This window comes from Bacillus sp. 95MFCvi2.1 (genome assembly GCF_000374965.1).
Classification (GTDB): Bacteria; Bacillota; Bacilli; order Bacillales; family Bacillaceae_G; genus Bacillus_A; species Bacillus_A pseudomycoides.
This window is the reverse complement of sequence record NZ_KB895709.1, coordinates 51,675-69,005: the sequence shown is the minus strand read 5'-3', so window position 1 is coordinate 69,005 and position 17,331 is coordinate 51,675. Positions and strand designations below refer to the sequence as shown.

Genomic DNA, 17,331 nt, shown 5'->3' with positions numbered 1-17,331 from the left:
TCATCTGATATTCACTCGCTTGTTTTATTCATTACTGTGCGCTTAATTGACTTTTCAGCTGCTGAACAACCGTTGGATTTGCAGGAGCAGCTGGCTTATAATGTCCTTTTTGTAATGCATATTTATATACACTACGTTGTCTCATTTCATCCTGATTTCGAATGTGAATCAGCGTTTGATGTAACTGTTCGTTATTTGACTCTGCTATGTAATTCGCATAACTAGTCAAACTAGCATTTAATTCCGATAAATAATCGTTAACCATATCTTTTTCATTCATAATCGATACCCTCCTAGCCTAAAAAGGACATTAATTGTTGTTTTGTATTTCTTGCAGCTTGTGCATCTTGTTGTAGCATTTGTTTCAATTGAGGATCTGTACACTGCTGCGCATACTGATCTAGTTTATTTGCAACTGTCGCATGTCCTCCAATAAGATGACGTAAATTTTCAAGCTCAAGCTCTGTTAAGTTTGGCATAATAAAAACCTTCCTTTCTTTAGTCATTCAACATTTAGTATTTATTCCTTTTCGGATTGTATGCATGTAAAGTGAGGGTATAAGATGATGATTCACTAAAAAATAAAAGGTTCATTCTTAGTAAAGAATCCTCTAAATTATTGAGGGACCTTTTCAATTCCCCCCCCCCATCACTTCATCTCCCCATTTCTTTACACCTTTCTCGCTAAATTTCGCTCAGCTTCTTCAATCGCTCGTTGCATACGTAACATCGGATCCTCAATCATCTTTCCGTGCCCTGTCGCCAATACAGACGGTTTATATCGTAGCAGTTTCTGAGCGCTCTTTAATGCTGTTTTTGCATGCCACGTTCCAAACACAGGAAACGGAAAGAGCCACTTAATCTGGCCAGCCACCGCAATCCCTCCCCTTGTTTGAAATGCGTCTCCAGCAATCAATGCATCATTTCTTGTATCCAAAAAGGCCATCGAACCCGGTGTATGTCCTGGTGCCATAATTGCTAAAAGAGAACCAACTTGATTTCCCTCCTGCAGAAGCACATCTGGGATCGTCTGTATTTTTTTAGATACTCCAACTTTTATTGGAACGTTCGCTTCCCCTTGCTGCAATGACATGTCTCCTTCAAGCAAGCGGGAATCTCTTTTTGAAATATGAACAGGAACATCAGGAAGTACCTGCTTCAGCGCATCAATTGCACCTACATGATCATCATGTACATGTGTTATAACAATGTTCGTAATTGGTTTTCCGATTGTTCGAGCTGATTCTAAAATCTTCTTTGCACTAAACGACATTGCTGCATCAATTAAAGTTAATCCTTTTTCTTCTTCAACGAAATAGCAATTGATTGGAAATAGATTTGGAAAAAATGCTAATTGATAAATTGTACTTTTATGTATCATTCGCATCTCATTCATCCTTTCTAATCAAACATAACAAAAAGAGCTGTTTACAAATTAATATGTAAAACAGCTCTTTCTCATCTAATATCTTTTTCTCAAAACTAAAATAGATAATGAATAGGAGCATAATACTCCTGCCAATAAACATGCATTCGCTAATTTATACTGTTCACTCGTTAATGAATATAGGTTACCGATTAGAAAAATAATTAAATACGAAAGTAAGAATACAAATAACGAGATTTTTGCAGCATTTCCTGTAATTTGATCCCCTCTCTCATCATTTCCCTCTTTCTTTTCAAAACGTGTTGAATATAACACCCCAATTAACCCTGCGATTGATGCGACCATTCCTATTGCTATTATCATTCCATTTCCCCCTCTATCGTATATTGAAAGACTTCATGAAACTCCTTACCAAGAACATGAGCAATTTCAAAAGCTAAAATAAGAGATGGATTGTATCGATTTGCTTCAATAGAAGCTATTGTTTGCCTACTAACGCCCACGCGATTTGCTAATTCCGTTTGTGACCATCGCTTCTCTGCTCGAAGTACAATCAGGTTATTTACTAAACTTCCTCTTTGATTCATAGCCACCTCCACTTTTTACATTATTTTCTATATTTTTATTGTAATTTATTTTTAACATGTTGTAAATTATTTTTAACATTTTTATAATACAAAAATTCGTCAGTTAAAGTAATAGCAACTTAGTACAATAGAAATAAAGTAAAACCGAACTAAAATATCTGTAAAGTAGGTGCTATATGAGCTGGAATACAATCAAAACAAAAGAAAATATTGAAAACCTCCTTCATTTATCTGGAGGCTTTCACGATAGTTGTTTGAAAGAATTATATTTGTGGACAGATAGCTGTGTAGATGAGAATTTATCTATGAGGGTATTATCTGGTACAAACGTAAGAATACTTTTTCAAAGACAGTATGAGAACCCCTCCGCAATAGAGTTACTCTTTGAAGGTGTTACACAATTTCATTTAACTCCGCCTCCTGAAAATCATGATTCAACCATTTTCGGTGCATCTCTTCTATTACAAAACAATTTATTTTATTGGGCAGATGATATTGGCTGGAAGCCTAACGAGGTTACACAATATGAAGTAAGTTGGATTGCTGCGAAAAGTGTAAAGTGGAGAGATGTTAGTTCGTGGATGGGAGATAAAATGCGATACGGAGTAATTAGTGAAGATTAGTTTAACAAAACTAAAAAAAACAGTAGCCACAAACGTGACTACTGTTTTTAATTACTCATTAAACTGTATAACGCTCATCCTCTAACACTTTCGCAGCAATTTCACGTTTCTTCGGAATTACGTTAAGCGGTGTGTGACGTGTGAATTTGCGAAGCGCTGATAACATCATGCGCAGCATATCACCATTTTCAACTGCAATAATTGTTTCTTTCGCATCTGCTTCAATTTGGTTGAACGCTTCTTGGCAGAATACTTCAGTGTACAATACTTTTTGTTTATTCTTTTCAAGACCAGTTGCTTTGATTGCTTTTTCTGTACGAAGAACAGCTGATTCCATTGCGTATAAGTTGCTTACGATATCTGCAATGTTAACAAGAACTTCTTGCTCTTTATCTAATGCTTTACCGTATTTTTGAACAGCTAATCCAGCTACCATTAAGCCGATTTTCTTCGCGTTATTTACTAAATATTTTTGAAGTGCTAATGGCTCATCGCCTACTTCTTCAGGCATCATCATCATTAACTCTTCTTGTAATTTTTGCGCTTTTTGAAGAAGTGGTAATTCACCTTTCATCGCTTTACGTAAGAACGTACCTGGTACGATTAAGCGGTTGATTTCGTTCGTGCCTTCGAAAATACGGTTAATACGAGAATCGCGGTACATTCTTTCAATCTCATACTCTGCCATAAATCCGTAACCACCATGAATTTGCACGCCTTCATCTACTACATAGTCTAATACTTCAGAACCGAATACTTTATTCAACGAGCACTCAATTGCATATTCAGCAATAGAAGCTGCTACAGCCTTACCATCTTTTACTTGCTCTTCTGTTAATGTGCTCATATGGCTTTCAAATAAACCAACTGTACGATATACAGAGCTTTCTGCTGCATAAATTTTCGCTGCCATATTTGCAAGTTTTTCTTGAATTAATGGGAAGCGAGCGATTGGTTGTTTGAACTGTTGACGCTGATTTGCATATTGTGCTGAAATTTCTAACGCACGTTTTGAAGAACCAACTGTACCAACACCTAATTTGTAGCGGCCAATATTTAAAATGTTGAAAGCGATAATATGACCTTTACCAATTTCACCAAGTACATTTTCTTTTGGTACTAATGCATCTTCTAAAATTAATGTACGAGTAGAAGAACATTTGATACCCATTTTCTTTTCTTCAGGGCTTGTAGATACGCCTGGATATTCTTTCTCTACGATAAACGCTGTGAAGTGCTCACCATCAACTTTTGCGTATACAACGAATACATCAGCGAAAGCAGAGTTTGTAATCCATTGTTTTTCACCATTTAACACGTAATGCGTCCCTTCTGCATTTAAGCGTGCTGTTGTTTTCGCACCTAATGCATCAGATCCGGATCCTGGCTCAGTTAATGCGTATGCAGCTAATTTTTCACCTGTTGCAAGTGGCGGTAAATATTGTTTCTTTTGCTCTTCATTACCGAATAAAACGATTGGTAAAGATCCGATACCAACGTGGGCACCGTGTGTAATTGCAAAGCCGCCAGCGCGAGAAAATTTTTCTGCAATTAATGCTGAGCTGATTTTATCAAGACCGATTCCGCCATATTCTTCTGGTACGTCAGCGCCTAATAATCCAAGCTCGCCAGCCTCTTTTAATAAACGAACAGAGCGATCAAACTCATGTTGCTCTAAATATTCAAGCTCTGGTAGAACTTCATTTACGATAAAGTCCTCTGTCGTTTTCGCTATCATTTTATGCTCATCGCTATAATCTTCCGGTGTAAATACTTGATCAATCGTAATCTCATCAACTAAAAAGCTACCGCCTTTAACTGCATTTCCCACTGTTTTTTCCATGAAAATTTCCTCCTTCATATTTTCATAAGCCACTTCTCTCACTTTGAGAGAAGCTGGCTCTTCCTTTATTTTTTATACCCTTTAGTCGTTTCCACTCTTCGCCAGGGCCTCCAACGTCCTCTTGTTCTGAGCGAGCCGCCTGCACTTTTTTATAGTAGTTCAAACACCCCAGCAGCTCCCATACCGCCACCAATACACATTGTTACAATACCGAATTGCTCATTGCGGCGTTTCATTTCATGAATAAGAGATAATGTTAATTTTGCTCCTGTACAGCCAAGCGGATGACCAAGTGCGATTGCACCGCCGTTGACATTGACTTTTTCTTCATCTAGACCAAGCTCACGAATAACTTGGATCGATTGAGAAGCAAATGCTTCATTTAGTTCAAATAAGCCGATATCAGATAGCTCTAATCCTGCTAATTTTAACGCTTTCGGAATCGCTGCGATTGGTCCAATTCCCATTACTTCTGGTGGTACACCAGCTACTGCAAAGGAACGGAATTTCGCAAGTGGCTTCATGCCATCGCTCACTGCTTTTTCACGATCCATCAGAAGTACTGACGCTGCTCCATCACTCATTTGCGAAGAATTACCAGCAGTGACAGAACCGCGAACGTTAAATGCTGGACGCAATTTTCCTAAGATATCTAATGTTGTGTCCGCTCTTACGCCTTCATCTTGTGAGAAGATAATTTTTTCTTCTTGAATTTTGTTATTCGCTGCAATAGTGCGTAGCATTACATCCACAGCTACTGTTTCGTCAGCAAACTTCCCATCAGCTAACGCTTTCGCTGCACGCTGATGACTTCTTACTGCGAATGCATCTTGCTCTTCACGGGAAATTCCATATTTTACAGCAACTTGCTCCGCTGTGTGTCCCATGCCCATATAATATTCTGGAGCCGCTTCTACAAGTCGGCTATTTGGGCGAACAACATGCCCCATCATTGGAACTAAGCTCATAGACTCTGCTCCGCCAGATAATACTGCTTCTGAATGTCCTAACATAATGCGCTCTGCACCGTAAGCAATACTTTGCAGTCCTGAAGAACAGTAACGGTTAATTGTAATAGCTGGAACATCATAAGAAAGCCCTGCTAATCCGCCGATATTACGAGCCATATTTAAGCCTTGCTCTGCTTCTGGCATCGCACAACCGAAAATTAAATCATCAATTGGCCCTTCATAATTATTCGCACGTTTTAACGTTTCTTTTACTACTAATGCCCCTAAATCATCAGGTCGAACTGTTTTTAATGAACCTCTCTTTGCCTTACCAATTGGTGTTCTTGCTCCCGCAACAATGACAGCTTCTCTCATGAACGATATCTCCCCTCGTTATTAGTTACGTAATGGCTTTCCTTTTACAAGCATGTGCTGCATTCTTGCTTGTGATTTCATCTCACTTACTAAACTGATAAATGCTTCACGTTCCACATCTAATAAATACTGCTCATCAACTTCTGTTCCGTATGGTACTTTTCCGCCGGCAATGACATATGCGAGCTTTTTCGCAATGTGTAAATCATACTCGGAAATATAACCAGATAAATGCATTGCTTCAGCTCCAAGTAAAAGCGTTGCATATCCTGTCTCACCAACAACCGGTATCTTTTTACGAATCGGTGCTTTGTAACCCGCTTCATATAAAGCCAGTGCTTTTTGTTTTGCATCATATAGTAAGTGATCACCATTCACACTAATACCATCTTTATCGCCTAAGAAGTTGCGAGAAACAGCCTCTTGCGCTGATGTAGATACTTTTGCCATCGCAACTGATTCGAACACTTTATTCGCAACCTTTTGCAGGTCAAACTCCACACCGTTTGCCATTTTGTTTAAATGTTTAATATATAGTTCTTTGTTACCGCCACCGCCAGGGATTAAACCAACGCCGACTTCTACTAATCCCATGTACGTTTCGCTAGAAGCTTGAATGCTAGCTGCTGGTAAGCAAACTTCTGTACCGCCACCAAGCGTCATACCATATGGCGCTGCAACGACTGGCTTAGAGCTGTACTTAATTTTCATCATTGCGTCTTGGAAGTTTTTCACAACCCACTCAATTTCAAAGTAGTTGTCATCTTGTGCTTCCATTAAGATCATCGCAAGGTTTGCACCAACGCAGAAGTTCTTCGATTGGTTTCCGATAACAAGTCCTTTATAATTCTTTTCTACTTCGTCAACAGCGTAATTAATCATTTGCGTAATATCCATACCAATCGCATTGCTCTTCGAATGGAATTCTAAGCAAAGGATGCCATCACCTAAATCAATTAAGCTCGCTCCGCTGTTTTTCTTTAACACGCCATTTTTCTCTTTTAATTGCTTAAGAGAAATTGCTTTTTTATTACGTCGGATAAGCCTATATTCACCGTTATCGTAGTAATAGCTTTCACCATTATCATGTTTATAGAAAGAACCAAAGCCTTTCTCTAACATGTCTTTTACCCACACAGGAACAACTTGGCCGTTCTCTTCCATCTTTTGAATGGATTTTTCTACGCCAATTGCATCCCAAACTTCAAATGGACCTTGCTCCCAGCCAAATCCCCATTTCATCGCTTGATCAATTGCGACAATATCATCTGCGATTTCTTTATGAAGCTTCGCAGAATATAAAAGAGTTGGCGTGATAATATTCCATAATAGCTCTCCTGCACGATCCTTCGCATATACAAGCGCTTTCAATTTGTTCGCTAATCCTTTTTCTTGTTTACTTAACTCTACGGATGCGGCTTTTAATTTCTTACGCGCTTCATATTCCATCGTCTCAGGATTTAACTCTAAAATTTCTTTTCCTTGTTTTAAGAAGAAACCTTGACCTGTTTTACTTCCAAGCCATTTTTTATCTAGCATATCATGCATGAAAGCTGGTACTTTAAATACATCTCTTTCTTCTTCCTGCACGTTTTCATATACATTGTTCGCAACATGAACAAATGTATCTAACCCAACAACATCTAACGTACGGAACGTTGCACTCTTTGGACGACCGATTAATGGGCCTGTTACAGAATCAACTTCCCCAACGCTATAGCCGCGCTTGATCATTTCTTGCAACGTTACAAGTAAACCGTACGTACCGATGCGGTTCCCAATAAAGTTTGGTGTATCTTTCGCAATAACAACGCCTTTTCCAAGAACGTCTTCGCCAAATAATTTCATGAAGTTTAACACTTGTGGATCTGTTTCTTTTGTCGGTATAATCTCTAGAAGTTTTAAATATCGTGGTGGGTTAAAGAAATGCGTTCCTAGGAAATGTTTTTGAAAGTCATCTGAACGCCCTTCTGCCATTTTCTCAACGGAAATACCTGATGTATTTGAGCTCACAATAGAGCCAGCTTTACGAACAGCATCTACTTTTTCAAATAGTTTCTTTTTAACATCTAAGTTTTCAACAACAACTTCGATAATCCAATCTACATCAGCAAGGCGCTCAATGTCATCCTCTAAGTTTCCTGCCTCAATCAATGCCAGATTACCTTTCACTGTAAGAGGAGCTGGCTTTTGCTTTACTAATTTTTGCAGTGCCCCGTTACTAAAACGATTTCTCACACTTTTATGTTCTAATGTAAGCCCCTTCGCTTCCTCTTCTTTCGTAAGCGCCTGTGGTACAATATCAAGCAATAATGTTGGTATACCGATATTGGCTAAATGTGCAGCAATCCCTGAGCCCATTACGCCAGAACCGAGAACAGCAGCCTTTTTAATTTGGAACATCCATTTCTCCCCCTATTCTTGAATGAATGCTCATTCAATTTTTCGACATGCGTCGCAATCAATGAGTGAGCCTCTACTAATAAATATATGATACTGTTTAAATTTTCGCAATATATTTATTGATAAAATTTTCTGAAATAAATACTTTTCTTTTGTTTGGGTACTCTATAATTGTGTATTTTCTTGATAAAATACGCTTTTCCCTTTTTAGAATTTGACAAAAATGGAGGAATATATATGTCTAGACTTAAGAAAGACCCTTCAAAAGCAGGTGTTAGTGCAGCGAGTGTAACAGGAAATGCAGGTCCAGTTGATCGCGGCATCGAAAAAGGACGCCAAGGTAATAACCAGCAATACAAAAAGCACAACATGGGCGAAAAATAACGCTATATGTGCTTGTTCAAAAAGGAGGATAAAGAGAGCCGAGCAGTTCGGGGCGCGGAAGCCGGGAGGATACGAAGTGTAGGTGGAACTACATGAGTACCGGACTGGCGACGTAACGAAGAAATGCGACAGCTATCTTTACCGGACTTTTTGAACTTCCTCTATATTTTTGGGCAGAAAACGTGGCATAATGAGTATTGGGCTGCTTTTCTGCCCAATTTATTTGTACATAAGGAAAGACAAAAGAGGGACTGCATAATGAAACGAACAATAATCATGATTGTGATGATTGCTACACTATTTACAAGTATGATTTTCTTTTCTTACACAAAAAGGCAAAAAGACGTAAGAAGTAATCAGCCTGATATCACAGGAAAATATGGTGTTACAATCGATGCAAATACGGGGGAAGTTTTGTACGGAAAACGGGAAGAAGAACGTTCTTATCCAGCAAGTGTAGCCAAAATGATGACAACCATTCTGTTACTAGAGAATGTAAAAGAAGATGAGGAAATTACTATCACAGAAAATGCGATAAAAACGGAAAGTCAGAGTGCGAAAATTAAGCTTCGTGCTGGTGAAAAATTAAAAAGAGACGAGGCATTAAAACTGATGCTTATCATCAGTGCCGATCCAATTGCTGAGTCTATCGCAGAACATATTGCAGGATCAAAAGAGAAGTTTGTAAAAATGATGAATGCAAGAGCGAAAGAACTCGGAACAAAACATGCGACTTTCAAAAATGCGAGCGGGGCTGACGCACTCGGCAATAAGGTTTCCCCGTATGACATCGCAATCATTACAAAAGAAGCATTAAAATATCCGATTGTGCTAGAATATATGAACACAACGCGTACAACGTTGCATACTTCACAGCGCGCTCCCAAAATTGCAAACTATGGTCGTGAAGAACTTTACAATGATCCATATGCAATTGGAAGTAAAAGTGGTTTATCCGCTTTAGGACAATATACTGTCGTAACAGTCGATGAAAAAGATGGAAAGCGTGTTATTAACGTTGTACTTTCTTCTACTCGCACTCAGTTATATCCAGACACAAAAAAAATGGCACATTACGCATTTAAACAATTAAAATAACCAAGGAGTATTTAGCTCCTTGGTTATTTTTTTACCATTCCTTTTAAAACGAACGCAACGTTTGCTGGACGTTCAGCTAAGCGGCGCATGAAATAACCATACCAGTCATTTCCATATGGTACATAAACACGCATTTTGTAGCCTTCTTTAACAAGTTCAAGTTGACGTTCCGTACGAATACCATATAACATTTGGAATTCAAATTGATCACGTGAAATATTATATTCTTCGGCAAGTTTCTTCGTATATTCAATAATTGCCTCATCGTGTGAAGCAATAGCAGTATAATTTCCATTTAATAAGTGCATTTTAATAATTTTTTTATAATTTTCATCTACATCTTTTTTGTCCGGGAACGCCACTTCTTCTGGTTCTTTATAAGCCCCTTTTACAAGACGTAAATTAGGACTATATGCATTTAAATCTTCGATGTCTTTTTCTGTACGATATAGATAAGCTTGAATAACAGTACCGATATTATCGTATTCAGATTTTAATTGCTTAAAGATCTCAATTGTTTTTCCGCAGCGTGTATAGTCTTCCATATCAATCGTAACAAACACACCGTTTTCTTTTGCAGCCTCTAAAATGCGGCGCATATTATTCATTACGATTTCATCTGAGATGTCTAACCCCATAGAAGTCATTTTTAAAGAAAGCTGTGAATCAAGTTTTTCACGTCCAATTGCACGGATTGCTTCAATCGATTGGCTTGCCATTTCATTTGCTTCTGCTTCATTATCAACGAACTCACCTAAATAATCGATTGTCACACAAAGCCCTTGTTGATTTAATTGTTTAATAGCTGCAGCAGCTAAATCAATTGTCTCCCCTGCGACAAAGCGCCCTGCACCAAAGCGTAAACCGTACTTCTTAGCCAGTTTTGTTAGCGCTTTATTTTTTGACAAGAAAAGAAACGAATTTCGCATTAATTGTTCCATGTAATTCACCCCTATGACTGTACTTTGTCTGTTTTTTACCCCTCTTCAAAATTATATCACTCTTTAAAATTATTTGATACAAATAATTATTTAGATAATTTATAAAATACTATAAAAATATTCAAAAGCCCATATTCTCGCTTTTAAATATCCATAAAAATTTTTCGACATTTAAAATAAAACTAGAAAAGCAGGTGAACAACTAGTCTAAAATAAAAATTCGACAATACTCGTCATACCTCTTACTTCTCTTTATAAGTTATACAAAGATATTAATACAACTAAAAATGAATACAAATATAAAATCCTGAGGTACTTAGTTCTCTCCCATAGAAAATCAAGTGCAAAAGGTAGGAGGGGATTTCTATTGAAATAAGTATAGAAAGTGTAAAAACATAGAATCCCGGTTTCATTGAAAGGTACTATCCCTGCATAGTATATAAAATTTTACCCAGATGGAAAACACGTATTGGAGTGTGAAAAATGCCAAAAAGAATGAATGTACAACAAATTCGAATTGAACCTTGGAACAATGCTAATCTTACTTTACTTCGTCTTATGAATGTACCTGAGATGCTAGAATACTTAGGAGGGCCTGAGACTGAAGAACAACTCCTTGCTCGTCACGAGCGGTACCTTAAGATTAGTGAGTTAGGAACTGGACGTATGTTTAGCATCGTCCTTCTTCCGCAACTCGAAATTATTGGTAGTGTAGGATATTGGGACAGCTACTGGAAAGAAGAGAACGTATACGAAATTGGCTGGAGCGTCCTACCACCATTTCAAGGAAGAGGAATAGCAACAAAGGCCGTCGAAAAAGCTATCGCTCATGCTAAAACGGAACAAAGGTACAGATTCATTCATGCTTTTCCCGCCATCAATAATCCTGCTTCAAACGCTATTTTCCAAAAGCTCAACTTCTTATTTATTAGTGAGTGTGACTTCGAGTATCCGCCAGGGAGTGTCATACGATGCAATAATTGGTGTTTAGAGATAACTACGAAACCATCAAACAATTCCTCTATATGAATTAAAAGCTTGGGGCCTATTGATCCCCAAGCTTTTTTGTAAAAAATCACAAAATGGTTTCTCATTCTTATTTCTGATTACGATGTTCCTCATTTAACCTTTTAATATCAGAGATTAACTTTACCATCTCTTCTTTTGCCTCTGGATATGTCTCATTCCAATGCTTGACTAAAGCTGGCATTGTTTTAGCAATGTAAGAGTACAGTGCCCACTTTTGCACTTGTTCTTTTCTCTCTTCACTGCCTTCCCCTAGTAACAATTCTGTATACTTTTCAAGTAAGCCATCAAACTGCTCATTAAATTTGTCACTCATTTCCCTTTCCTCCTTCCCTAGGTACTACAATCAATAATAAAAAAGTGTACCATGGATACACTTTTCTTACCTAATTTACCCATACAAAAAAGCAGCAAAAATCGCTGCTTTCTCCTATAATTTCGAACGAACAGAATTTAATTTTTTCTCCATTGTGCTTTCTTTATCTCGGCGATCATCAATACGAATTGTTGTCGCTACACGCTTTGCACCTTTTGTATATGGCACTTCATGCATTTGTTGAATTACTTCAAGTAATACAGGGAGATCTCCTTCAATTACTGTATTCATCGGTGTTAATTGGTACTTCACGCGATCCGCGTTTTTCTCTAACACTTTTTGTACTTCTGCTACATATTCACTTACGCTTGGATTACCTGTTCCAACTGGAATAATCGATACATCAACAATTGCCATGGTAGTTCCCTCCTATGTTTGTTTCATTTCTATTGTACAAAACTCTCCCCTACTTTACTAACCATAACTATACTTTTAATTTATTTTTCATAATATACTTATCCTCTGTAATCCTTTTCCACTGGTTGTGCATATATTGGTGTTATCCTTTTAAGAACCACCATAATCAACTTATCCTTTTGAAAGGAAGTGGACAATTGAAAAAGTTACTTCTCACTTTATTAGCCATTCCCCTCTTATTTGGAACAACAGCTTGTGACTTATGGCAGAAGGATCCAAAACCAGTAGAAAAGCCTGATCCAAAGCCGAAACCCGATCCAGCACCGACTCCAACTCCGACTCCACCACCTAATCCAACTCCAACTCCACCACCTAATCCAACTCCAACTCCAATTCCGCCTCCTAATCCAACTCCGCCTCCAGCTTCAGTAGATACGGCTCAAGTCATGCAAAAACTGGTAAATTCAATTAACTCAGTTGGAAATTCAAATGGCATTAACGTAAGCAGCATTAAACTCTTTACTGAAACAGCACAAATCGCAACATATAACGGAATCTTTAATACTAAATTTGGATTAGGCGTTTCCATTTATAAAGCAACTGGCGGTATCGCTGCTGTTGCTATCGCTGGATCCGGTACATCTAAAGAACAAATTGACGCCTTTTATTCCACAATAAAGACTGTCATTCGTTCTATTGACTCAGCTCTAAGTGAGCAAGACATGAACACTATTCTAGAACAACTCGGTTCGAAAGATTATTTTCAAACAAAGCAATTCTCAACTCGAGCAATTAACGGTACATTAACTGTTACTGAAAACAATGGCGCACTTATGTTCAAGGCGGTTCACAATTAAACATACAACAAAGAATAGAGTCTATGTATGATGACTCTATTTTTTCTTTTTCCTGATTAAAAAGTGAAGTACTTGTGTAAATGCTTATACTTCTTTATTCTTAGTATAGAATCTAACTTGTTCGGAGGGCATTATGTTACAAAAATTCGGTTTCTCACAATACGAAAGCCAGGCATATGAAGTCGTAGTTTCAAGCGATGAACCACTAGATGCAACAACGATTGTAAAACATTCGGGTGTTCCAAAAGCAAAAATATATGAAGTATTAGCGCGCCTCATCGATAAAGGAATGGTTATGGATTCCGTCTCAGAAAAGAAAAAGCTATATACCGCCCTGCCACTGGATCTTGCCATTCAAAAATTAACGACAGAATTTCAATCGAATATTAAAGAACTTCAAACAAATATTTCAAAACGATCCTTTACAGATGACCGCGTTTGGAGCTTAAAAATGCAGTCTTCTATTCAAGTACAAAGTAAGCAGTTAGTAGAAGAAGCGAAACAATCTATCCGTATTTCCGCTTGGAATGATACCTTTTTAGAATATCTTCCCTTACTTGAGAAACAAGCAAAGCAAGGCATTGATATTGAAGCACTTGTAGTTGGAGATGTGAAAACAGAACTGTCAAATGTTCATTTTCTCATTCCAACTGAAGAACCTAACGCATTAGAACGTTACTTACTTCTTATTGTTGATGATCGTGAAATTTTATTTGCTGGGGTAGAGCAAGAATCGTGGCAAGCGATGAAAACAATGTCTCCGCCATTCGTAAAATTCTTTACGGAGTTCTTCTATCATGATGTTGCACTTGCAAAAATCACACAGAAACATCACGATCTCTTTATGAATGATGAGGAAATACGCAGCATTTTAATAAAGTTACGATATTAAAAATAGCAAAGGAGCTCTCTTTGCTATTTTTCATTTTGCTTTTTTATTTCAGTTAATAACTCAATAATCTTCTCATTTTGCTGAACCTGTTTCTCAGAATTATGGTAGAGGAAGCGAATCCATCGTAGTACAAAAGCAATCAGAAAAACTGGTAACACCATCGCAAAAAAGCCAATCGCCGATTCCAAATCCATATACCATCACTCCTCACCCTGTACCCTACTATATCATAATGGTAAACCCTTCAATTCACTTCAAACAAAAAAGAACCTATCAAACGATAGATTCCTTCTTTGCCACATGAGTAGATTGCCCTCTCGTAATCGAGAAGACCGCGCAAAGCAGTGCTAAAATCACAAAGCCTCCGCCTACCCATGCATTATATATAACCGACGATTGTTCAATAACAGCTCCGCCTACCGTTGAACCAAGTGCAATTCCTAAATGAAGCGCTGAGTTGTTTAAGCTTTGCTGAATACCAGCTGATTCCGGTGCAATTTCAATTAAATAATTTTGCTGCGCTGGTGAAATTGCCCAGCTTAACATACTCCAAAGCCCCATCATGATAATAAATAGCGGAAATGAAAATGTCATCATCGGTAAGATAAAGATGGCACATGCAAAGATGATAATAATGGAGATAATACTTTTCTTCGAACCCCACTTATCTGCAAGCCAACCACCAAATCCGCCGCCGATTACTGCTGCAATGCCGAAAATAAAGTAAAATACGCTAATCCAGTTTGCTTCCACATGCATCACGTCTTTTAAAAAGGGTGTTAAATATGCGTACAGTGTTAAATGTCCTGTTAAAAATAAGAATGATGTTAACTGCGCACTAACGATCTTTTTATCTTTCAAAGTAGCAATTTGTTCTCTTATCGACAATACAGCTACTGGTGGAACTTTTGTTAAGAATAAAGAAATACTCGCAATTGCTATAACCGTTAATACTGAAATTAAAACAAATGGAGCACGCCATCCGTATGCATTCCCAAGGACAAGACCGAGTGGTACACCAAGTACAAGCGACCCGCTAATCCCCATAAAAATAATTCCGATTGCACGCGCACGAAAATGCGGTGCCACCACACTAGAAGCTAACGTTACTGACAATGCGATAATCAACGACCCACTTGCTGCACAAATGACCCTTGAGAACATGAGCATCCCGTAATTCAAACTAAATGCTGAAATGATATTACCAATTAAAAAAATAGATAATGCCCTGATATATAATGTTTTACGCTCAATTTTCCCTGTCATCGCTAATAAAATTGGCCCTGAAAGAGCAAATACAACAGAGAATATTGTAATTAATTGCCCAGCTACACTAATAGATACGCCTAAATCATTTGCTACTAAATCCAGCGTACCCCCAATAATTAATTCAACCGTCCCGACTACGAATGCCGCAATAGCTAAAATATATACACGAAAATTCAAGTTTTTCCCCACACTTTCTCTCGTTCACTTTTGGTTACTACAATCATAGTAACCAAAATAACATTTGCAATCAAGTGTAAATTCTCCTGCACACACCCGGAAATTTTTTACAAACAAAAGAGCAGACATATCATATGCCCGCTCTTTTCACTATCCCTATTCTTTAAGACTGCGTTTCTTTTTTCTTATTTAAATACCAATAAACCGGAAGACCTGTAAATACCATTCCAATCGATAAGAAACAGCTTTTCCAATCATTAATAATCGCACTTCCAATTACGAATAGTGATCCTAAAATCGCCACGATTGGTACGATCGGGAATAGCGGTACACTGTATGCACGTTCTTTCCCTTCATTACGTTTTCGTAAAATAAAGACGCCGATAAATGTCATCACATAGAAAATATAAATAATAAATACGGAAATCTCGGAAAGCTTATTTGGATCACTCATAATCATTAAAATAATCCCTAATATAATTTCAAAAGTAATCGCATTTGCTGGTGTTTTAAATTTTTCATGTGCCTTTGCAATAAACTTAGAAAATGGAAGTTGTCCACGTTCCGCCATTGACATTGGAATACGCGGGAATGTTAAAATCTTTCCGTTTAAGCATCCAAAAATAGAAATGATAATACCGATACTAATGATTTTCCCGCCATATTCTCCAAGCAACATACTTGCTGCTGTCGCTGTCGCATTTTCACCAAGATCCACGATTTTCGCAGCTGGTAATACTTTCAGTAGAGCTAAGTTAATTAATACGTAAGCAACTGTTACAATTAAAATCCCCACTGTCATTGCCTTTGGTAATAACTTTGTTGGATTCTTCATTTCACCGCCAATAGAAGCAAGTAAAATCCAGCCATCGTAAGCAAATAACGTTGCTAAAATTGCCATTCCAATACTTTGGTTTTCTGATAATGGTACAACTACATTAAAGATATCGCTATTCCCTTTCCAAAAACCTAACACAACAATTAATACAATTGGAATCATCTTTCCTAATGTCGTAATTGTTTGGACAATCCCCCCATACTTCGTTCCCATACTATTAACAACACCAAGGAACACAACTGTTCCAATTGCAATTGGTAAATTCCATACTTTATCTAAATAGAAAAAGTTAATCATTAAAGAGCTAAAATATAAACCTAATGTTCCAATAATAGCTGGGCCGTATACAATTGTTTGCATCCAGCCGGATAAATACCCCCAAAAGCTCCCATAAATCTCCTCTAAATACGTGTACAATCCACCATTTTTCGGAATTTGCGCTCCAATTTCAGCTACAGTTAAACCGCTAGCTAGCGTTAACAAGCCACCTACTACCCAAGCGAGAATTGCCATATTCGAACTCCCTGAGTAATCTAATACGCTTCCTGGCTTCATAAATACACCAGACCCAATAATAGTCCCCACAACGATAGATAGTGCTACAGTTAAACCAATTTTGTTTTTCTCATCATGATGCATGCTGCGTATCCTCCTTCCAATTCTAGTGTGATGCAAAAATAAAATAAAAAAACACTCCTCCCTAAAAAAGGGACGAGTGTTGTATTCGTGGTTCCACCCTTGTTTCATCAGTAAAATAACATACTTCACCAATTCCTCAAGTCTAGATAACGGTGTTTGCCGGCAAGCAATTACTGATTGTTCGTTCACTGCTGCAGTTCAGAGGTGGTAATCTATTTTTCCGTATTAGGAAGCTCACAGCCAAAGACTTCCCTCTCTGAGAATCGTAAAAAATCGATCGTGTCCTCATCATCACTTCTTGATGTCGAA

Annotated in this window: 21 protein-coding genes and 1 other annotated feature; of the genes, 6 read left to right on the top strand and 15 right to left on the bottom strand. The window is 37.7% G+C overall.

Annotated elements, in window-relative coordinates:
• Positions 1 to 31 precede the first annotated feature (31 nt).
• The 5 genes from C568_RS0122420 to C568_RS0122400 form a co-directional block, all read right to left on the bottom strand.
• Positions 32 to 280, bottom strand: a complete 249-nt coding sequence (locus C568_RS0122420) for a spore coat protein (protein ID WP_006096501.1) — start codon at positions 278 to 280, stop codon at positions 32 to 34.
• Positions 281 to 293: 13 nt separating this feature from the next.
• Complete coding sequence (locus C568_RS0122415; protein ID WP_006096499.1) at positions 294 to 479, bottom strand: hypothetical protein; 186 nt, start codon at positions 477 to 479, stop codon at positions 294 to 296.
• A gap of 191 nt (positions 480 to 670) precedes the next feature.
• The gene (locus tag C568_RS0122410; protein WP_018782768.1) at positions 671 to 1,387 is read right to left on the bottom strand and encodes an MBL fold metallo-hydrolase; all 717 of its coding nucleotides are present in this window, start codon (positions 1,385 to 1,387) and stop codon (positions 671 to 673) included.
• A gap of 75 nt (positions 1,388 to 1,462) precedes the next feature.
• Positions 1,463 to 1,750, bottom strand: coding sequence for a hypothetical protein (locus tag C568_RS0122405; protein ID WP_018782767.1), 288 nt, complete (start codon positions 1,748 to 1,750; stop codon positions 1,463 to 1,465).
• Entirely contained in the window at positions 1,747 to 1,974 is a 228-nt protein-coding gene (locus C568_RS0122400; RefSeq protein ID WP_018782766.1) for a helix-turn-helix transcriptional regulator, read from the bottom strand. Before C568_RS0122400 ends, C568_RS0122405 begins: the two co-directional genes overlap by 4 nt.
• A gap of 176 nt (positions 1,975 to 2,150) precedes the next feature.
• Here C568_RS0122400 and C568_RS0122395 point away from each other — a divergent pair, with 176 nt between their 5' ends.
• On the top strand, positions 2,151 to 2,597 hold the full coding sequence (locus tag C568_RS0122395; RefSeq protein WP_018782765.1) for a hypothetical protein: 447 nt from the start codon (positions 2,151 to 2,153) through the stop codon (positions 2,595 to 2,597).
• A 58-nt stretch (positions 2,598 to 2,655) separates the two neighbouring features.
• Here the strand turns inward: C568_RS0122395 and C568_RS0122390 are convergent, their stop codons facing one another.
• The 4 genes from C568_RS0122390 to C568_RS0122375 are packed head-to-tail and all read right to left on the bottom strand — an operon-like array spanning position 2,656 to position 8,168.
• Positions 2,656 to 4,440, bottom strand: a complete 1,785-nt coding sequence (locus C568_RS0122390) for an acyl-CoA dehydrogenase family protein (RefSeq protein WP_018765011.1) — start codon at positions 4,438 to 4,440, stop codon at positions 2,656 to 2,658.
• A gap of 22 nt (positions 4,441 to 4,462) precedes the next feature.
• Entirely contained in the window at positions 4,463 to 4,603 is a 141-nt protein-coding gene (locus C568_RS34865; protein WP_018782764.1) for a hypothetical protein, read from the bottom strand.
• Positions 4,590 to 5,765 carry an acetyl-CoA C-acetyltransferase gene (locus C568_RS0122380; RefSeq protein WP_003201686.1) on the bottom strand — a complete coding sequence of 392 codons (1,176 nt, stop codon included), beginning with the start codon at positions 5,763 to 5,765 and terminating at the stop codon, positions 4,590 to 4,592. The genes C568_RS34865 and C568_RS0122380 overlap by 14 nt, the downstream gene beginning before the upstream one ends.
• 21 nt (positions 5,766 to 5,786) lie before the next feature.
• Entirely contained in the window at positions 5,787 to 8,168 is a 2,382-nt protein-coding gene (locus C568_RS0122375) for a 3-hydroxyacyl-CoA dehydrogenase/enoyl-CoA hydratase family protein (RefSeq protein ID WP_018782763.1), read from the bottom strand.
• 237 nt (positions 8,169 to 8,405) lie between these two features.
• Between C568_RS0122375 and C568_RS33470 the strand changes: the two genes are divergently transcribed.
• Together C568_RS33470 and C568_RS0122365 are read left to right on the top strand one after the other, a co-directional pair.
• Complete coding sequence (locus tag C568_RS33470; RefSeq protein ID WP_018782762.1) at positions 8,406 to 8,552, top strand: YuzL family protein; 147 nt, start codon at positions 8,406 to 8,408, stop codon at positions 8,550 to 8,552.
• Positions 8,553 to 8,810: 258 nt separating this feature from the next.
• A complete protein-coding gene (locus tag C568_RS0122365; RefSeq protein WP_006096493.1) occupies positions 8,811 to 9,650 on the top strand; it encodes a D-alanyl-D-alanine carboxypeptidase family protein in 840 nt (279 codons plus the stop codon).
• 23 nt (positions 9,651 to 9,673) lie between these two features.
• Here the strand turns inward: C568_RS0122365 and C568_RS0122360 are convergent, their stop codons facing one another.
• Positions 9,674 to 10,591 (bottom strand): proline dehydrogenase family protein, encoded by a 918-nt coding sequence (locus C568_RS0122360; protein ID WP_003201679.1) that lies wholly within the window; start codon positions 10,589 to 10,591, stop codon positions 9,674 to 9,676.
• 483 nt (positions 10,592 to 11,074) lie between these two features.
• Between C568_RS0122360 and C568_RS0122355 the strand changes: the two genes are divergently transcribed.
• On the top strand, positions 11,075 to 11,620 hold the full coding sequence (locus C568_RS0122355) for a GNAT family N-acetyltransferase (RefSeq protein WP_018782761.1): 546 nt from the start codon (positions 11,075 to 11,077) through the stop codon (positions 11,618 to 11,620).
• 67 nt (positions 11,621 to 11,687) lie between these two features.
• Here C568_RS0122355 and C568_RS0122350 read toward each other — a convergent pair whose 3' ends face one another.
• Positions 11,688 to 11,933 carry a YusU family protein gene (locus tag C568_RS0122350; protein WP_006096491.1) on the bottom strand — a complete coding sequence of 82 codons (246 nt, stop codon included), beginning with the start codon at positions 11,931 to 11,933 and terminating at the stop codon, positions 11,688 to 11,690.
• A gap of 114 nt (positions 11,934 to 12,047) precedes the next feature.
• Complete coding sequence (locus C568_RS0122345) at positions 12,048 to 12,350, bottom strand: MTH1187 family thiamine-binding protein (RefSeq protein ID WP_001018864.1); 303 nt, start codon at positions 12,348 to 12,350, stop codon at positions 12,048 to 12,050.
• 197 nt (positions 12,351 to 12,547) lie between these two features.
• Between C568_RS0122345 and C568_RS0122340 the strand changes: the two genes are divergently transcribed.
• Together C568_RS0122340 and C568_RS0122335 are read left to right on the top strand one after the other, a co-directional pair.
• The gene (locus C568_RS0122340) at positions 12,548 to 13,207 is read left to right on the top strand and encodes a hypothetical protein (RefSeq protein WP_018782760.1); all 660 of its coding nucleotides are present in this window, start codon (positions 12,548 to 12,550) and stop codon (positions 13,205 to 13,207) included.
• Between the two features lie 133 nt (positions 13,208 to 13,340).
• Positions 13,341 to 14,099: a TrmB family transcriptional regulator gene (locus C568_RS0122335; protein WP_006096488.1), complete on the top strand. Its 759-nt coding sequence runs from the start codon at positions 13,341 to 13,343 to the stop codon at positions 14,097 to 14,099.
• 23 nt (positions 14,100 to 14,122) lie between these two features.
• On the opposite strand, the gene C568_RS34860 is transcribed toward C568_RS0122335, so the two are convergent.
• From C568_RS34860 to C568_RS0122320, 3 genes are all read right to left on the bottom strand, one after another.
• Positions 14,123 to 14,293, bottom strand: coding sequence for a hypothetical protein (locus C568_RS34860; protein WP_003209008.1), 171 nt, complete (start codon positions 14,291 to 14,293; stop codon positions 14,123 to 14,125).
• Between the two features lie 79 nt (positions 14,294 to 14,372).
• Positions 14,373 to 15,545, bottom strand: coding sequence for an MFS transporter (locus C568_RS0122325; RefSeq protein WP_029427618.1), 1,173 nt, complete (start codon positions 15,543 to 15,545; stop codon positions 14,373 to 14,375).
• 163 nt (positions 15,546 to 15,708) lie between these two features.
• Complete coding sequence (locus tag C568_RS0122320; protein WP_018782759.1) at positions 15,709 to 17,022, bottom strand: APC family permease; 1,314 nt, start codon at positions 17,020 to 17,022, stop codon at positions 15,709 to 15,711.
• Between the two features lie 65 nt (positions 17,023 to 17,087).
• Positions 17,088 to 17,323: a binding site (T-box leader), on the bottom strand.
• Positions 17,324 to 17,331: the final 8 nt, after the last annotated feature.

Excerpts from the sequence above, each read along its gene's own strand:
- C568_RS0122365 (WP_006096493.1), top strand. The coding sequence starts at position 8,811 with ATGAAACGAACAATAATCATGATTGTGATGATTGCTACACTATTTACA.
- C568_RS0122390 (WP_018765011.1), bottom strand. The coding sequence starts at position 4,440 with ATGGAAAAAACAGTGGGAAATGCAGTTAAAGGCGGTAGCTTTTTAGTT.
- C568_RS33470 (WP_018782762.1), top strand. The coding sequence starts at position 8,406 with ATGTCTAGACTTAAGAAAGACCCTTCAAAAGCAGGTGTTAGTGCAGCG.
- C568_RS34860 (WP_003209008.1), bottom strand. The coding sequence starts at position 14,293 with ATGGATTTGGAATCGGCGATTGGCTTTTTTGCGATGGTGTTACCAGTT.
- C568_RS0122345 (WP_001018864.1), bottom strand. The coding sequence starts at position 12,350 with ATGGCAATTGTTGATGTATCGATTATTCCAGTTGGAACAGGTAATCCA.
- C568_RS0122360 (WP_003201679.1), bottom strand. The coding sequence starts at position 10,591 with ATGGAACAATTAATGCGAAATTCGTTTCTTTTCTTGTCAAAAAATAAA.
- C568_RS0122350 (WP_006096491.1), bottom strand. The coding sequence starts at position 11,933 with ATGAGTGACAAATTTAATGAGCAGTTTGATGGCTTACTTGAAAAGTAT.
- C568_RS0122380 (WP_003201686.1), bottom strand. The coding sequence starts at position 5,765 with ATGAGAGAAGCTGTCATTGTTGCGGGAGCAAGAACACCAATTGGTAAG.
- C568_RS0122355 (WP_018782761.1), top strand. The coding sequence starts at position 11,075 with ATGCCAAAAAGAATGAATGTACAACAAATTCGAATTGAACCTTGGAAC.
- C568_RS0122410 (WP_018782768.1), bottom strand. The coding sequence starts at position 1,387 with ATGCGAATGATACATAAAAGTACAATTTATCAATTAGCATTTTTTCCA.
- C568_RS0122335 (WP_006096488.1), top strand. The coding sequence starts at position 13,341 with ATGTTACAAAAATTCGGTTTCTCACAATACGAAAGCCAGGCATATGAA.
- C568_RS0122375 (WP_018782763.1), bottom strand. The coding sequence starts at position 8,168 with ATGTTCCAAATTAAAAAGGCTGCTGTTCTCGGTTCTGGCGTAATGGGC.
- C568_RS0122415 (WP_006096499.1), bottom strand. The coding sequence starts at position 479 with ATGCCAAACTTAACAGAGCTTGAGCTTGAAAATTTACGTCATCTTATT.
- C568_RS0122400 (WP_018782766.1), bottom strand. The coding sequence starts at position 1,974 with ATGAATCAAAGAGGAAGTTTAGTAAATAACCTGATTGTACTTCGAGCA.
- C568_RS0122320 (WP_018782759.1), bottom strand. The coding sequence starts at position 17,022 with ATGCATCATGATGAGAAAAACAAAATTGGTTTAACTGTAGCACTATCT.
- C568_RS0122420 (WP_006096501.1), bottom strand. The coding sequence starts at position 280 with ATGAATGAAAAAGATATGGTTAACGATTATTTATCGGAATTAAATGCT.
- C568_RS0122395 (WP_018782765.1), top strand. The coding sequence starts at position 2,151 with ATGAGCTGGAATACAATCAAAACAAAAGAAAATATTGAAAACCTCCTT.
- C568_RS0122405 (WP_018782767.1), bottom strand. The coding sequence starts at position 1,750 with ATGATAATAGCAATAGGAATGGTCGCATCAATCGCAGGGTTAATTGGG.